Origin of the sequence: Rugosimonospora acidiphila, from assembly GCF_039543385.1 — a bacterium.
Classification (GTDB): domain Bacteria; phylum Actinomycetota; class Actinomycetes; order Mycobacteriales; family Micromonosporaceae; genus Rugosimonospora; species Rugosimonospora acidiphila.
This window is the reverse complement of the sequence record NZ_BAABJQ010000032.1, coordinates 41,090-57,475: the sequence shown is the minus strand read 5'-3', so window position 1 is coordinate 57,475 and position 16,386 is coordinate 41,090. Positions and strand designations below refer to the sequence as shown.

Annotated in this window: 8 protein-coding genes and 1 pseudogene; 4 read left to right on the top strand and 5 right to left on the bottom strand. The window is 68.0% G+C overall.

The window, feature by feature from the left end:
• Positions 1–33: 33 nt before the first annotated feature.
• Entirely contained in the window at positions 34–207 is a 174-nt protein-coding gene (locus tag ABEA87_RS42780) for a hypothetical protein (RefSeq protein WP_425571015.1), read from the bottom strand.
• 275 nt (positions 208–482) lie between these two features.
• Here ABEA87_RS42780 and ABEA87_RS35425 point away from each other — a divergent pair, with 275 nt between their 5' ends.
• Positions 483–1,535, top strand: a complete 1,053-nt coding sequence (locus ABEA87_RS35425; protein WP_345637266.1) for a LacI family DNA-binding transcriptional regulator — start codon at positions 483–485, stop codon at positions 1,533–1,535.
• Positions 1,536–1,664: 129 nt separating this feature from the next.
• On the opposite strand, the gene ABEA87_RS35420 is transcribed toward ABEA87_RS35425, so the two are convergent.
• Together ABEA87_RS35420 and ABEA87_RS35415 are read right to left on the bottom strand one after the other, a co-directional pair.
• Positions 1,665–4,325, bottom strand: a complete 2,661-nt coding sequence (locus tag ABEA87_RS35420; protein WP_345637264.1) for a family 43 glycosylhydrolase — start codon at positions 4,323–4,325, stop codon at positions 1,665–1,667.
• 359 nt (positions 4,326–4,684) lie between these two features.
• A pseudogene (locus ABEA87_RS35415) lies at positions 4,685–4,840 on the bottom strand (transposase); the annotation flags it as partial.
• A 242-nt stretch (positions 4,841–5,082) separates the two neighbouring features.
• Here ABEA87_RS35415 and ABEA87_RS35410 point away from each other — a divergent pair.
• Entirely contained in the window at positions 5,083–7,758 is a 2,676-nt protein-coding gene (locus ABEA87_RS35410) for a hypothetical protein (protein ID WP_345637262.1), read from the top strand.
• Positions 7,759–8,566: 808 nt separating this feature from the next.
• Here ABEA87_RS35410 and ABEA87_RS35405 read toward each other — a convergent pair.
• Complete coding sequence (locus tag ABEA87_RS35405) at positions 8,567–9,271, bottom strand: alpha/beta hydrolase (protein WP_345637260.1); 705 nt, start codon at positions 9,269–9,271, stop codon at positions 8,567–8,569.
• Between the two features lie 337 nt (positions 9,272–9,608).
• Here ABEA87_RS35405 and ABEA87_RS35400 point away from each other — a divergent pair, with 337 nt between their 5' ends.
• Entirely contained in the window at positions 9,609–12,380 is a 2,772-nt protein-coding gene (locus ABEA87_RS35400; RefSeq protein ID WP_345637258.1) for a helix-turn-helix transcriptional regulator, read from the top strand.
• A gap of 117 nt (positions 12,381–12,497) precedes the next feature.
• Here the strand turns inward: ABEA87_RS35400 and ABEA87_RS35395 are convergent, their stop codons facing one another.
• Positions 12,498–13,691, bottom strand: a complete 1,194-nt coding sequence (locus ABEA87_RS35395) for an acetate/propionate family kinase (protein ID WP_345637256.1) — start codon at positions 13,689–13,691, stop codon at positions 12,498–12,500.
• Between the two features lie 275 nt (positions 13,692–13,966).
• Between ABEA87_RS35395 and ABEA87_RS35390 the strand changes: the two genes are divergently transcribed.
• Positions 13,967–16,333: a phosphoketolase family protein gene (locus tag ABEA87_RS35390; protein WP_345637254.1), complete on the top strand. Its 2,367-nt coding sequence runs from the start codon at positions 13,967–13,969 to the stop codon at positions 16,331–16,333.
• Positions 16,334–16,386: the final 53 nt, after the last annotated feature.

The window sequence follows — 16,386 nt, the reverse complement described above, 5'->3', positions numbered from 1 at the left end:
CAGGCCGATCTGGCCCTTCGCGGTCGGGAAGCATCATTCGATGGCCCACCTGGCTCCCGCGACGCGGATCAGTTCCCCGTCGGTGGTGTCGACGGGGCCGTAGCACAGGTAGTACGCCAGCTCACTTGGATCGCCGATACTGCGGCGAATCAGCAGCCATCGAGCGTGTCCGTGCTCGGCGGTGCCGGTGTCTGGCAACGAGACCAATGCCCAGTCATACAGGCGTGGTCCTTTCGCTCCGTCCCCGCAGCTACGTCGCTTCCACGCCGACAGTGGTGCTCTGGCGGCCAGCGCGTCAGCGCGGGCCGCACCGCCTTGAGTGGGGATGAGACCTTGCCGCAGCGGCAAGGTCTCTCGCCCGGCGTATCCCGCGAGTCGCCACGATCACGTCCTGGATACTTGTCACAGCGTAGCTTCTCTCGAGGTCGCACTGGGTGGGCGGTGTCCGGCGTTGGGACAGTCAGGCCCGCTAGTCTCAGTTCATGGCGAACACTGGGCCAACCGATCGCGTCCCAGATCGGCGTTCCCGCGCGTCCCTGCTCGAGGTCGCGCGCGCGGCCGCCGTCTCACCCCAGACGGCCTCCCGAGTAGCGCGGGGATCGGACAAGGTGCGGCCGGAGACCCGCGAACGCGTCCTCGCGGCGATGGCGGAACTCGGCTACTCGCCGAACCACGCCGCTCGCGCGCTGCGCGTCGGCAGCTTCGGCGTGATCGGTGTGATCGCTCATCAGCTGAATCGCACGGGGGAGTCGCGCACGATCGAGGCGGTTGTCGAGGCCGCCGGGCGCGAGCAGTACTCGATCAGCCTCGTCGACGTCGAGACGCCATCGACGGCGGATGTCAGTGCGGCCGTGCACCGGCTGACCCATCAGTCGATCGATGGGCTCATGATCATCCGGGCTGAGGACGGCACCCCGCCCACGCTGGCACTGCCGCCGGGCCTGCCCGTGGTGGTGTCGGACTCGCGATTCGTCGGCCACCACCCGGTCGTGAGCACGGACCACCGTGGTGGCGCACGACTCGCGGTGGAGCACCTTCTCGTGCTCGGCCACCGGACGGTGCACCATCTGGCTGGGCCGGCCGACTCCGGTTCGTCGCGGGTACGCGCCGAGGCGTGGCGTCACGCCCTGCGCGCGGCGGGACGTGAGGTCCCGCCGGTGCTGCGCGGTGACTGGTCACCAGAGTCGGGCTATGCCGTCGGCCGGAAGGTCGCCGGCGATCCGGACGTTACGGCCGTGTTTGCCGCGAACGATGAGATGGCCGTCGGGTTGATGGCGGCGTTCGCCGACGCGGGCGTCGCCGTTCCCGGTGACGTGAGTGTCGTCGGTTTCGACGACGTCGCGCTCGCGGGTTTTTTGCGGCCTGCGCTCACCACCGTCCGCCAGGATTTCACGGTGATCGGGCTGAATCTCGTGGACCTGCTTGTGCGTCAGATCCGGGGCGAGGGATCGCTGGACGACGAACACCTGCTGGTGCCCGCGCAGCTCGTGATCCGATCAAGTACGGCAAGTCCCGCCCCGCACCGTCGTCCATGAGGTGTGACCTGAGGTCGTTCGTGCACGAGCCGGTCATGCCCGATTGCCCGGTGCTCGTTTTCTGCAGGGCCAGGGGTCCCGGGCTTGCCGGCCCGGGACCCCCTGGCTGCCTAGAGATGGTTGCCGGCACTACCGTCCGGGTGAGTGGCCGTTTCCACCGCCGGGCGCTGGTGAGGTGCGCTTGACCACGACGTCGAAGCTGGCGTGTGACACGTTCCCGGCCGCGTCGCGTGCCGTGACTGTCACCGTGGAGCGGCCGACAGGGAATCGGGAGCCGGGTGACTTCGAGTACTGCACAGCCACGGCGCCGTCCCGGTCATCGGTTGCCTCGGCGAAGTACGAGACCGCGGCGCCGGTACGCGAAGACGTGTTCACGACCCGCGTCGACGGTACGTAGATCTTCGGAGCCAGGTTGTCGGTGATGTCCACTCCGGCCACCCCGTCGAGGTCTTCGCGGTGGGCGAGCACCTTGAAGCCGTCGTTGGTCAGCTGCATGTCGTAGATCTCGCCGCGTGGGGTGCCGCTGCTCATGTGGTTGTGCATGATCATGTGCATGTCGCCGTTGAAGTCCTGGAACACCATGCCGTGCCCCTTGTCACCCCAGACGAGCGGTGGCAGCTGCTCCCATGGTCCGGCGATGTTGCCCGTTCGGGAGATGGCCTGCGTCTCGATGTACGTGTCGTCGCGGTAGGTGGCCCACATTGATACGAGGCTGCCGTCCGGCGTGGTGTACAACTCGGGGCCGTCGGTCACGTCACCGGTGAGCTGCTTCGCCGAGAGTTGCTTGTCGTCGGTGACCGTGGTGTAGCGCCCACCGTAGAGCGGGTCCTTGTACCACGGCGCGTCGGAGGACTTCCACATGAAGATCGGTTCGCCGGTCGCGGTCGACAGGTCGTTCGACAGTGGCAGCGCGTCGATGGTCCCGTCGAGCTTCTGCAGCCACTCGTTGGCGAAGACCAGGTACGGCTTGCCGGTCGGGTCCACGTAGAGCGTGCCGTCGAGCGTGTCGAACGTCGGGTCCGTCAGTGGCGCTTTGACGTTCATGTCGACGAATGGACCGACCGGGCTGTCCGCGACCGCGAGGATGCTGGCCCTGCGGTAGGTCGCGATCCACCGGGTCGAGTCCGGTCCGGGCTGGCTCGGGTCGGTGATGTCCGACGGGTTGTGCAGCGTGGTGAACAGGTAGTACTTCCCGTCGTACAGGTGCACCTCGGGCGCCCACGGCGACTCACTGTCGTTCCACGCGTCCGGGCTGGTCGGTACCGTGTAAACGACCTTCGGGACCGACCAGTGGATCAGATCCTTGCTCTGGTACGCCATGATCCCGTGCGCGGGGTCACCGCTCGTGCTCGAGCTGTTTGCCGTGTACAGGAAGTAGGTGTGGCTCGTCTCATCCGGCAGGATGTACGGGTCGTGCAGCGTCATCTGCGGCATGGTGAGCGGGAAGCTGGTCGCCAGCGCCGTGGGATCGGTCGCCTTGGGCTGCGCAGCGGTCGTCGACGACGACGGCCGCTGCACCTGCACCACGAACGACTCCGACGACCGGTTGCCGGCGGAGTCCTTCGCGTGCACAGTTACGGTCGTGCGGCCCAGCTTGAAGGACGAGTCCGGGCGCGTCGAGTACGTCACGGGCACCCAACCGTCACGATCATCGCGGGCATAGGCCACAAAGTGCACCGAGGCGCTGGTCGCGCGTGCCGAGCTCGTCGTCACGACCCGGGTGGATGGCACGTAGATGTCGGGCGGCGTCGTGTCGCGCAGCGAGATGCTCCGGACACCGTCGAGGTCGGCCCGGTGCTGGTCAAGCTGGAAGCCTGTGGCCGTCAGGCTTGCGTTATAAAGCTCGATGTGGCCGCTGCCGCCGGTCATGTTGTCCTGCGCGAGCAGCATGCGGGTGCCGTCGAAGGTCTCGAACGACATCGCCCCGCCCTTGTCGCCGGTCAGTAGGGCCTGTTCCTGCTCCCACGGTCCCCGGATGTTGCCGGTCCGCGAGACGGCCTGCATCTCGACGTACTGGCCCTGCTTCTGCGTGGTCCACAGCATGACCAGGCCTCCGTCGGGAAGGCTGGTGACCTGCGGGTCGTAGACCTTGAATGGCGACAACTGGTCGGTGTTGGCGGCGTTGTACGTCGGGTCGTCGCTGCCGAAGTTGCGGTCCTGGTAGAACGCGGCGTCCGAGCCCTTGAACAGGAAGAACTGCGTTCCGGCCGCGGAGGACAGGTCGGAGCTGTCGAGCTGCACCGCCTCCAGGGTTCCGTCGATCTTCTGGACCCAGTCGTGGGCGTAGACCAGATACGGCACACCATCGGGGTCGACGTAGAGCGTGCCGTCCATCGTCATCAGGGACAGGTCGGTGGGCGGACTCTTGGGGTTGACGTCGGCGAACGGGCCCGCTGGCGAGTCCGACACCGCGACGATGGTCGCCTCGGGGCTCGTGTCGACGAACCGGTTCGAGGTGCCGCCGTGCTCGATGATGTCCCCGCTGTTGTGCAGCGTCGTGAACAGGTAATACTTGCCGTGATACGCCGCAACCTCAGGCGCGGTCGCGGGCTCGTCCGCGTTCCACGCGCCGCTCGGGACGGTGTAGGCCGTGGCCGGGGCGGACCACGACTTCAGGTTCTTGCTCCGGTACACCACGATGCCGGTGTTCGAGGGATCAGGGCTCTGCGCGTACAGGTAGTACGTCCGCGTCTTCGGGTCGGCGAACACGAATGGGTTCTGGACATTCAGCGAATTCAGGCTGAGCGGGTAGGGATTCGGTGCGCCGTGCGCCTCGGCCGTGGCGGGCACCGCTGCTAGTGCACAGGCCGTCGCCAGTGCCGTCAAGAGGGCGCCGATCCTGCCTCGCTTCGCACGATTAATAGATAGTCGTCCATGCATCACGAGCCCACTCCTATGTGAGGTCCTGCCATGATCACAAATGGCAACGTTGCCATTTCGCTTGCGCAGCTGTCAACACCTCGGGCAGAGCCGGGCTCGGGCGAGCCGGGGCCGGCAGGCGCGAAGCTTGCGATGCCGAACGGGCAGGCGAACCCGCTGTCCTGCTACGACGTGCTGGGCGTTCTTCTATGGGCGGCCCGAATTCCTGCCGCGATGCTGCTGTCAGCGGCGGCCATGTGTCGCGCGTCTCACGGCGGTCGCCGCATGAAGCCGCGGGCGCGAACAGCCCTGCGGGTGCGGGCGTTGACGCTCTCGATCGCGTTGGTGGAGCAGATGACCTTACGGATCTCCACGTCGAAAGCCAGGAACGGCGTGAACTCCGCCCAGGCGTTCTCCCAGAGCTTGACGATCGCGGGGTACTGCCGAAGCTCAGGTGCATGATGAGGTGGTCGATACCCACAGCCAGCCGCATCGACATCCACGGTGAGTGCGGATCGTATGGCGGGTGATCGGAAAAGTCTGTACGTAGCTGTTCGTAGAACGCCACGATGTGCGGGTGTGGTGGACTACTGGACGGTCGAGTTCTAGCCGTTCGGCTCGGACAGCTTCCAAGGCACTTTTGGCAGGATCGCACACCTAGGCATCGGTCAATGACTCGGGAGCTGGTGTGGGCACACGCGGCAGTGCTACCCGACGGTGGTGGAAGCGGATCGCGGCGATCGTCGTCCTCCCCGTGGTCGCGGTCGTCGCGCTCGACGTCATGACAACGCTCGTCGGGCCTGCGCTCGACAGCGCTGTCGATGCCTCGCCACTATGGAGGTCCCCTCAGCGATTCTGGCAGGGCAGAGCCGCCGAAGGCGCGGGCAATGCGCAGCCGATCCGCCGCCAGCTCAACCTGCACGTCTCGGATGGGACGCTCTACGCCAGCTACGACCTGTGGCTGCCGCTGACCGATCCGGTTTACCAGGCGACGGAGGCCGGCCAGCGGGTCGACGACACGGACGAGTTCGTGGAGGACCTGCTCGGCACGGTGAGTGTGGGGGAGTTCCCACTGGGCTTCCACGACCGGGTTACGACCTTACTGACGTTTCACGCGCCCACGGCGATACGCGTTGACGAGTCAACCGGTCATCTCCACCTCGACGCCGATCCGTACAACACGATGCTGCCCGAGATTGACGTGCGGGTGGCGTCCGCGCAAGCCCTCAACGCCGACACCGACCGGGTGGTGATCGAGCGCGGCGACCAGTCCGTGTTCGTCCCCGCGCCCGCCAACTCCGTGACCTATCAAGGGTCGACCGCCACCATCGACCGCACCGAGGCCGAGTCCGCTGACCTTGTCGTCGCGAAGTGGAGGCATCTGCACGACAGTAACGTCGTGTCTTCCCTCCGCCGCGTCGGTGGCGCCGGAGTGCCGGTCGTGGGGGGCGGCCTGTGGCGGCTGTTCTCGGCGGTGCCATCGATCCTGGCTTTGCTGTGGCTCAGGCGAGGGCGCCCGTGGTTCGGGCCGCTCGGAGATCGGCTCGTCCGGTGCGCCGCGGTGTGCGCGGGGGTCGCCCTGGCCAGCGCGGTGCTCGCCGTCTTGTTGGACGTCGAGGTCGCCGTGGGGCCTTTCTTCCAGAGTCACCTCGCGGCCTGGGCGTCACATGGGAGGTGGCAGCCGGACGACGGCGGCGTAGCTGAGAGCATGGCGGTGCTGACCGTCGTGCTGCTGCTTCCGCTCGCGGTCGCATGCGGGACCAGGTCGGACGGTTCGCGGCGGCGCGCCGGTGTGGACCAGCGTATCCACCACGCGCCGAGGTCCCGTGACTGGCTGGCCTACACGTCGTTCGGGCTGTTCGGATTGGCGCAGCTCGCCACGGTCGCATTGTTCCTGATGATGGCCCACAGCTCATCGTCGCTCGGGCCCGTGGAGGCCGCGCTCGGGTGGGCGGCACTGTCGGTAGTGGTCATGGGGTGCGTACGTGTGCTGGCCGGGGTGCTGGGCGCCGGGCGCCCATGGTGCCTGGCGGCCGGCGTGGTCGCCGTCCTGGACGCCACGGTCGCCGGACATCGGCTGCTCGACTCCGTCGACTATTCAAATGTCAACCTTGACCGGGTCGCCGTCTTCACTGCGGCCGCAGCCGTGGCGGTCGGCACTTATGCGGTGTTCGTGGCCAGGGCACTGACCGCGGTCGCGGCCAGGCGTGGCGCCCGGAGCCGACTGTCCGTGTCAGTCGTGGCCGCCCTGGTCGTGGTACCCACCGTGCCGTACATCGTCGCGCTGATACCCGGAGGCGACCGGCAGCACGACGTCGGCGTGCTTGAACTGGTCAACTTCTTGGATTGGCTGACAGACCTCAACTGGTTCGTGCTCACCGGACTTGTCCTGGTGGGTCTGCGTCAACTTGCTTGCTTCAGTGCCGAGGTCGGGGAGTCGATCGTCCCGCTGGGCGCCGCGGTGCTGGCCGCGCTGACGTTCTACTGGGATGACCGATGGGCGTATATACCGGTGACGGTTCTGGCAGGCGCCGCGCTGACCGGTGTACTGCTGCGCCCGGGGGGACCGGTGATCGACCCCGGGCTCAGCAGTCGGCTCGTTGAGCGCGCCGCGCTGGTGACGAAGGAGCGTGACGCGCTACGTCGACGCCGTCTGGCGTTGATATCCGCATTGGACACGTCGCCACATACCGAGTTGGAGACTGTCGAAAAGAGCCGGCGGCACGTGGAGGCCCGTATCAGCGCGCTGCCGGCAGACGAGCAACCGGTCGGTGATCAGGTACTGGATGATCGATGGCGGCACGGAAAACTAGCAGCGTGGATCGGTGCCGCCGTCGGCCTACCGTGGACGGTCATCTATTTGAGTCAGGTCCGCTCGGAGTCACCCGAATCAAGTGCCTTCGGCACGCTCTACTACCTGTCCGAACTCGCGTGGACGGTCGGGGAGTGGGGGCTGTTCGGATTTTTCTTCGGGTACTTCTTCCCGCTGCTGCGGGGCCGCACCGGCGTCACGAAGAGCATCAGCCTCGCCGCGATCATCGTCGCCCCACCTCTTATCTTCGATTTCATCGAATCCGAGCCGGCGGACTGGCGCAGCTACGGGGTCTGGGTGCTGCAGGTCTTCGCCTTCGCCATCGTGCTGGGGTTCGTCGCTGGCGATCGAGTGATCATGGCCCGCACAGGGCTCAGCTGGAGGTATGTCGTCGACCTCTACAACGCCCGCTTCACCGCGGTCTGGGCATCGGCGCTCGTGCTCGCGCTGGGCGGCATCGTTGCCGCCGGGATCAGCAGCGGCTTGGAGGTGCTGGCGACCAGCCTGATTGGTCAGCTACACATGACCCCACCGACTCCTGGCGGTCATTGATGTCGCCGACCGCGCAACGGACGCGGTTACGGCTCCATGGACCCGCATCTGGCGGCAGGACGTGGTTGTGGTTGTCGGGACGCATCTTCCCGTGTCGGGTCGTCCCCTGGCCGGCCGAGGGTTCGTAAGGTGGGCCGCGTGCCAGCCCGAAGCCGCCAGACGATCAAACGGGGATCCGCTATGCGCGCATGGCGCGAACCGCGCAAGCCCGTGGTCCCGCCAAACGCGCTCACGACCGCCACCCCCGACGAGCATGACCTCCGGACCGAGTCCAGGTTCGATCGGATTCGCCGACCTCGACGCGCATCACCACCACGGCGGCGTTTGCCCGCCGCGAACCACGCGTCGGAGAACCGGCGCAACACCGACCGCGCCCTCGCCGTGCACAGCTCACCGAACGTGCCCGGACCCGCCGCCGCCAACTCCCCACACAGCTCCCGGTACCCGACCAACGGGGGTACCTGACGACGCCGCCGCCACTGATTGATCTCCAACGTGCAGGCCCAGACGTCGCCCGCGCGCCGCAGCAGGCCCAAACACCGCCGCCGCTGCGCGCGGGTTAGGCGCGGACCAACCCGGGCGGTCCGGTGAACCACCCGAACAGCATCGGATCCCGACGCCGCGGCACATCAGACAGTCCAGCACAGAGGCACGACAACAACGCCCACCACCGCGAAACCCCAGGCCACAGAGCCGCACCCCGGACACGGCCCACCCGAGCAGGCAAAGGTTCTCTGACACGCCACTAGCTGGTTGTCTGTCCGAGCCGGCGCTGACGTCGGTCTCCCTTACTGCGCCTCCACGTCGATCAGACCAGAGCGCTCAGCTCTTCGCGGATCAGCGCGGCGACCTCAGCCGGCTTGGACAGGAACGAGTCGTGTCCGGCGTTGAGGCGTACGACCTTGTCGGCGCGCTGTGCCATGGCTTCCTGGCCAAAGACGGGGATCGCGTTGTCGGCCTCGCAGACGACGTACGTGCTGGGGATCGACCGCCACGCGGCCCGGGTGAGTGGCTGGGTCTTGGCGGCCCACGACTGCAGCGTCAACCGCGAGGCGTGGCGCTTCGCGTCCTGCGGGTCGCAGTCGTTGAAGAAGATCTCTTCCGGGCGCAGCGGCACGACGTAGCCCTTGCTTCTCAGCCCCTCCCGTTCGTGCACTCTCCACCAAGGTGCGGGCGTGCTGCCGACACTGGAGAACAGCGACTCGCCCGTGTCGAGCTGGAACGCGGCGAGGTAGATGAGGCGACGGACGTTGTCAGCGGTCGCGGCCTCGGTTACCGGGATTCCGCCGGAGGAGTGCCCGAGGACCACGACCGGACCGTCGATGGCCGCGATCGCCGCCGCGACTGTCGCCGCGTCGTCATACAGGTCGCCAAGGGTCGCGGGGTCCTCGCCGGTGGCGGGCAGCGCGAGAGCGTGCACGTCCACCCCCGGCAACGCGTCAATGAGCGGCTCCCACATCCACGGGCCGTGCCACGAGCCGTGGACAAGAACGAGGGAGGGGAAATTGGGCACGCGAACTCCTCTTTATCGCAGGGCGTGGGAATCGACTCGGCCAACCGTCATCGGCTGCACCGGCCGGGGGCGACGAGCGCCAGGACCAAGGTTGGCGCCCGGAGCGGCCGGAGTGCGTCAGTCAAATGACTGTGATTCCCGACCCGCTTACACCCTGACTTGGCCGGGGAGGAGGGAATGTCCTATGTTCGGACCTAAAGCGAGGTCTGTGACCAGGGCGTCGATCGGACAGGCCGCTGCTCGGGGAGGTTCCGCCAGACCGTGAAGATACAATTCAGGGTGATTCGCCTCCTACTGATGCGGACCGCATCGGTCGAGACACAGAGCATGACGGGATATGACGACAGATATTGTCGGCAGGAATGAAGCCCTCGCGGTAATCGCCAGATTCTGCGAGCGTTCACGCGAGTCCGGGCAGTCGCTGGTCATTGTCGGCGAAGCCGGCCTCGGGAAGACCACCCTGCTCCGACACGCGGCCCGGCTCTGGACGGGGGAGGGCGGCCGCGTCCTGTCGGCGACCGCGGTTGAGTTCGAAGCCGACATCAGCTTCGCCGGCCTGCAGCAGCTGCTGGGCCCCGTCGTCGATTCGATCTCCACCCTCGAAGGCAAGCAGGCCGCCATCCTCGAGGCGCTGTTCGATCCACGGGCTTCGGTAGAACTGGACCGGTTGACAGTCGCCGAGGCGATGCGCAACCTGCTGCGCGCCGAGGCTCGCCGCTCGCCGATCCTCGTCCTCGTCGATGACCTGCAGTGGCTGGACCGGTCGAGCGCCGCGGTGCTCACGCTCCTGGCCCGGCGGCTCACCGGAGCGCGCGGCGGCTTCCTCGGGTCGATGCGTCCGGCGGCCGAGGGCTTCTTCGAGCGAGCACGGCTGGACGAGTATGTGCTGGCCCCTCTGGGCGGGCGGGCGGCAGCAGCGGTTCTGTCGGCTCGCTGCCCGGAGTTGACGCCGGCGAACCGACGGAGGGTGTTGGCCGCGGCGGCCGGGAATCCGCTGGCCCTCGTCGAACTGCCGTTGATTCTCTCCGATCCGAGTCAAGGTGGGGCGACGCTCGACCTGTCCGTCGTCCCATTGAACCGGCGGCTGCAGGCGGCGTTCTCATCCCGGATCGAGAACCTGCCGGATACCACGCGACGGTCGCTGCTGCTCGCCGCTCTTGAAACGACGGGGAGTCTGCGCGTCCTTGAGGTCGCGTCGCACGAGCGACTCCTGGAGACGCTGGCACCCGCGGAACGGGGGCGACTGGTACACATCGTGGACCGTGGCACCCGAGTGGTGTTCTCCCACCCGCTGACGCGATCGGCCGTTGTCAACGCCTCCACGGCCGCCGAGCGCCGCCGGGTCCACCGTCGATTGGCCGAGGCCGTATGTGACGACCCGGACCGACGGGTCTGGCATATCGCGCAGAGCAGCTCCGAGCCTGACGAGCAAGCGGCGTCCTCGCTGGAAGAATCGGGCTACCGGCTGGTCGGCCGGGGCGATACGGTCGGCGCGGTCACCGCTCTCACGACCGCCTCGATGCTCAGCCCCGCCGACGCGCAGCGCGCCCGGCGATTGGCCGCCGCCGCCTACGTCGGTGCTCACCTGGGGGACGGTATCGCCCTGGCCGGGGACGCGCTGCGCGAGGTTCGTCAACTCGATCCCGCCCACGCGGGATCCCTGGACATGGCGGTGGCCACATCGTTCGTCATTCTCAACGCGGACGGAGACGTCGACACTGCCCACCGTGTCCTCAGCGGCGCCCTGGACGCGGTGAGCGAGCGGTCGCATCCGAGCTTCCAGATCAGGGCAGCCCTGCTCACGCTGCTCTACGTCTGCTTTTTCGGCGGGCGGAGCCACCTCTGGAAGGTCTTCGACGCGTTCGTGTCGCGCGTGCGCAAGCCGGAATTCGACATTGTCGTCCTGATGCGGCATACGCACTCGGATCCCGTAAGCGCCGACGACGCCGAGTACCGGCAACTCGACCGAATCATCGAGCATCTGGATCAGGTCAACGATCCCGGCGAGATCGTTCTCATCGGGCTGGCCAGCTCCTGGGTGGACCGGCTGCAGGGCTGTCGAGCCGCTCTGCACCGTGCGCTGCGGCTGGGGCGTGCCGCGGACGACCTGAATGTGCAGACGCAGGCGTTGGCACTGCTGGCGCTCGACTCCTACTTCATGGGCCAGTGGCGCGACAGCGAACGGTACCTGGCCGAGTCGCTGTCCTTGACCAGAGAACACGGGCTCCGGCTCTTCCGCTGGGCAGCCGATCACTGGGTCGCCACTCTCGCTGCCGTGCGCGGCGACGACGAGACGGCGTACCGGATCACCGACGAGCTGATTTACTGGGCCGTACCCAGAGGTGTGGTAGTGGTGAGCCAGCTCTGCCACTACACCCGCACCCTTATCGCTCTGGGACGCCAGGACTACGAGGAGGCGTACCAGGAGGCGACCTCGATCAGCCCTGCCGGCACCATCCCGCCCTACCGTCCGGTGGCGATCTGGACCGTGCTCGACGTGGTCGAGGCCGCGGTCCGGACCAACCGCCACGCCGAGGCCCGGGCGCACGTCGCGGCGGCCCGTGCCGCCCGAGTGGGGGCGATATCCGGCCGGCTCAGCATGCTGGTGACTGCCGCCGAGGCGCTCGTCGCCGACGAGGACACCGCATCGAGTCTGTTCGACCGGGCGCTCGGAACCCCGGAAGCCGACCGGTGGCCGTTCGAACGGGGCCGCATTGAGCTCCTGTTCGGCCAACACCTGAGGAGGAGCCGGTCGGCGCTTGCCGCCCGGGAACACCTCGGCCGGGCCTGCGCGGCGTTCGAACGCCTCGGCGCGAGGAGATGGGCGGAGAAGGCCCGCCAGGAACTGCGGGCGACCGGTCAGCGGACGAACCCTCAGCCAGGACGGGTGACCCTGACCAGCCGGGAATCTCTCATCGCCCAGATGGCCGCGACTGGTATGACCAACAAGGAGATCGGGGAGCAGCTGTTCCTCTCGGCGCGGACCGTCGGCGCGCACCTCTACCGCATCTTCCCGAAACTCGGCATCACTTCCCGGGCGGGCCTGAGAGATGCCCTCGCGACCATGGACAGCAACCGCGCACCCGGTGGTGGGGACCCCGTCGAATGAGAGGTCCTCATACTCCAGCCGCGCCTGCGAAAGTACGACCCGCGCCAGCGTCCGCCTCAACGACCATCGAGATCATCGACGATCGGGAGGCGGCGCCGCTCGAGCGCCTGAACGGCGCTACCAGCTGCCGGCCAGGCCGAGCACGGCGGCCGTCTGCTGAGCGATGGAGCGCTCCTCATCGGTAGGAACCACGCAGACGGAGACCGCGGAGCCGGCGGGTGAGATGAGCCGCGCTCCGCCGTCCGCGCCGTTGCGTTCCGGGTCGACCATGATGCCCATGGGCTCCAGGCCGGCCAGCGACCTGGCCCGGACCGGCCCGCTGTGCTCGCCGACTCCGGCGGTGAAGACGACCGCGTCGAGCCGGCCGAGCACCGCGTGGTAGGCGCCGACGTACTTGCGGATCCGGTGGCAATATACGTCCAGCGCCAGCTCGGCATCGCGATCGCCGCTGGCGGCGCGCGACTGCACCGCGCGTACGTCGTTGTCGCCGCACAGGCCGGCCAGGCCGCCCTGGCGTTGGTACTGGTTCTCGATCTGGTCCAGGCTCAGGTTCCGGACGCGGGCCAGGTAGAAGGCGACGGCCGGGTCGATGTCGCCAGTACGGGTGCCCATCGCCAGCCCCTCTAGCGGAGTGAGCCCCATGGAGGTGTCCACGCTGACACCACCGGCCACGGCGGTAGCGCTGGCGCCGTTGCCGAGGTGCAGGACGATCATGTTCAGTTCGGCCACCGGGCGCTCCAGCAGGCGCGCGGCCTGGTCCACCACGTACCGCACGGAGATGCCGTGGAACCCGTAGCGCCGGATCCCGTACTCGCCGGCCAGTTCGCGGTCGATCGCATAGGTGAACGCGGCCGGCGGCAGGGTGGCGTGGAACGCGGTGTCGAACAGTGCCAGGTGCGGTATTCCTGGCAGGGCGCCGCGGGCGGCGTGGATGCCTGCGGCAGCGGCGCGGTTGTGCAGCGGCGCCCACCGGGCCAGCTCCTCGATCGCGGTCAACACGTCGTCGTCGACCAGGACCGGCTCGCGGAACCGGTCACCGCCGTGCACGACGCGGTGCCCGACTGCGGCGACCGGCCGGTTGTGTAACCGGTCTATCACCTGGCCGACCGCGTCGGCATGGTCGGCCGCCTCGCCGCCGGGCTCGCCGATCCGTTCGAGCTGCCCGTGCTCCAGGTCCTCCGGTTCTTCCGCCCGGCCGCCGGCGAGGAGCCGGTACTTCAGTGACGAGGAGCCGGCGTTGAGCACGAGGACCGGACCGGCGGCACCGGCCCCGCCGCGGTCACCGGTCGTCGCGCCGCCATCCTCGGGCACCGCGCCACCTCCTGTCGATCGCGGTCACGTCGACGGTATGCCTCCTGGGTCGCCCTGGGGGCGGTATCGCGGTGCCCGGGCGCCGACGGTTCGCCATGCGCCCGGTATGGCCGCTCCCGCCGTCACCGATCCCTCGACCGGTTGCGGCGGGCGCCGGAATAGTCCACTGGCGCGCCGCCGGGTTCACGGCGGAATGTCTGACCCCATGCGGGGCATAGCCCGGGGCGCAGGGCCGCGGCCGGTTGGGCCGGCGGCCCATCGGGAGAGGAAGCAGCATGTTCGTTGTCGACGATGAGCCACTGAGCGCGCCGGAGCTGAACTGTCTCGACGCGTACTGGCGCGCCGCGAACTACCTCTCGGTCGGACAGATCTACCTCATGGGCAATCCTCTGCTGCGCCAGCCGCTGCGGCCGGAGGACGTGAAGCCGCGCCTGCTGGGGCACTGGGGCACCACGCCCGGGCTCAATCTGCTGTACGCGCACCTGTCCCGGATCGTCGCACAGCGCGGCCAGGACATGATCTATGTGACCGGGCCCGGCCACGGCGGCCCGGGCTTGGTCGCCAACGCCTGGCTGGAGGGTACCTACAGCGAGACCTACCCGCGGGTGTCGCGGGACGAGCCGGGGATGGCCCGGCTGTTCAACCAGTTCTCGTTTCCGGGGGGCATCCCGAGCCACGTGGCGCCGGAGACGCCGGGATCGATCAACGAGGGCGGCGAGCTGGGCTATTCGCTGTCCCACGCCTACGGCGCGGTGCTGGACAATCCCGGGCTCGTAGCGGCCTGCGTGATCGGCGACGGCGAGGCGGAGACCGGGGCGCTGGCCGCCGCGTGGCACTCGAACAAGTTCCTCGACCCGGTCGGGGACGGTGCGGTGCTGCCGATCCTGCATCTGAACGGGTACAAGATCGACAATCCGTCGATACTCGCGCGGATCGGCGACGACGAGCTGAACGCGCTGATGTTCGGTTACGGGCACAAGGCATACCTCGTGGAAGGGAGCGACCCGGAGGCGGTGCACCAGATGCTGGCCGGCACCCTCGACGCCGTATTCGACGAGATCGTGGACATTCAACGGGCCGCGCGCGAGGACGGGGCAACCGACCGCCCGGCGTGGCCGATGATCGTGCTGCGCACGCCGAAGGGATGGACCGGCCCCCGCGAGGTGGACGGCAAGCTGATCGAGGGGACCTGGCGGGCCCATCAGGTCCCGATCGAGGGCGCCCGCGAGGACAGCGAGCACCTGAGCATGCTGCGCGACTGGCTGATGTCGTACCGTCCGGAGGAGTTGTTCGACGCCGACGGTGCGCCGGTGCCGGCGATCGTGAACTGGCTGCCGCGGGGGCAGGCACGGCTGAGCGACAACCCGCACACCAACGGCGGCCAGACACTGCGCGACCTGGAGCTGCCGCACTTTCGCGAGTACGGGGTCCGGGCCGGCGAGACCGCCGAGGCGACCAAGGTGCTGGGCGCCTTCCTGCGGGACGTCCTCGTGGCCAATGAGAGGTACCACAACTTCCGGATCGTGGGCCCAGACGAGACTGTCTCCAACCGGCTCAGCGCGGTACTGAGCGCCAGCGACAAGGTCTGGCAGGCCGCCATCGAGCCGGAGGACGAGCACCTCGGGCGGCGCGGGCGGGTCATGGAGATCCTCTCCGAGCACACCTGCCAGGGCTGGCTGGAGGGATACCTGCTGACCGGCCGGCACGGACTGTTCTCCTGCTACGAGGCGTTCGTGCACATCGTCGACTCGATGGTCAACCAGCACGCCAAGTGGCTCAAGGTGATCCGGCACCTGCCGTGGCGCAAGCCCATCCCGTCGCTGAACTACCTGCTCACCTCGCACGCCTGGCGGCAGGACCACAACGGCTTCTCCCACCAGGATCCCGGCTTCATCGACCACCTGGTCAACAAGAAGGCCGAGGTGGTCCGGGTCTACCTGCCACCCGACGCGAACACCCTGCTGTCCGTCGCCGACCACTGTCTGCGCAGCCGCAACTACATCAACGTCATCGTGGCTGGCAAGCAGCCGGCACCCACCTGGCTGGACGTGGACGCCGCCGCCCGGCATTGCGGGCGGGGCCTGGGCATCTGGGAGTGGGCCTCCAATGACGACGGCGATCCGGACGTGATCCTGGCGTCGGCCGGCGACATACCGACCGTGGAGGTGCTGGCCGCCACCGACCTGCTGCGTCGGAGCCTTCCGCAGCTGCGGGTGCGGGTGGTCAACGTGGTCGACCTGATGCGTCTACAGCCGGAATCGGAGCATCCGCACGGGCTGTCGGATTCGGAGTTCGACGCCATCTTCACCACCGACAGACAGGTTCTGTTCGCCTACCACGGCTATCCCTGGCTGATTCACCGGCTGACCTACCGGCGCACCAACCACTCGAACATTCACGTTCGCGGGTACAAGGAGGAGGGCACCACCACGACACCGTTCGACATGCTGGTCCTCAACGACATGGACCGCTTCCGCCTCGTGATCGACGTCATCGACCGGGTACCCGGCCTATCTCGCAGGGCCGCCACGCTGCGCCAACGGATGGTCGACAAGCACGCCGAACACCGCGAGTACGTGCAGCTCACGGGCGAGGACCTGCCCGAGGTGCGGGACTGGGTGTGGCCGGCTGAGGGACGGTGACCCGGTTCGCATGCGCGTTGGGTCAGACGCTGGGGTGATGGCGCGACTGGGTG

Excerpts from the sequence above, each read along its gene's own strand:
- ABEA87_RS35425 (WP_345637266.1), top strand. The coding sequence starts at position 483 with ATGGCGAACACTGGGCCAACCGATCGCGTCCCAGATCGGCGTTCCCGC.
- ABEA87_RS35400 (WP_345637258.1), top strand. The coding sequence starts at position 9,609 with ATGACGACAGATATTGTCGGCAGGAATGAAGCCCTCGCGGTAATCGCC.
- ABEA87_RS35390 (WP_345637254.1), top strand. The coding sequence starts at position 13,967 with ATGTTCGTTGTCGACGATGAGCCACTGAGCGCGCCGGAGCTGAACTGT.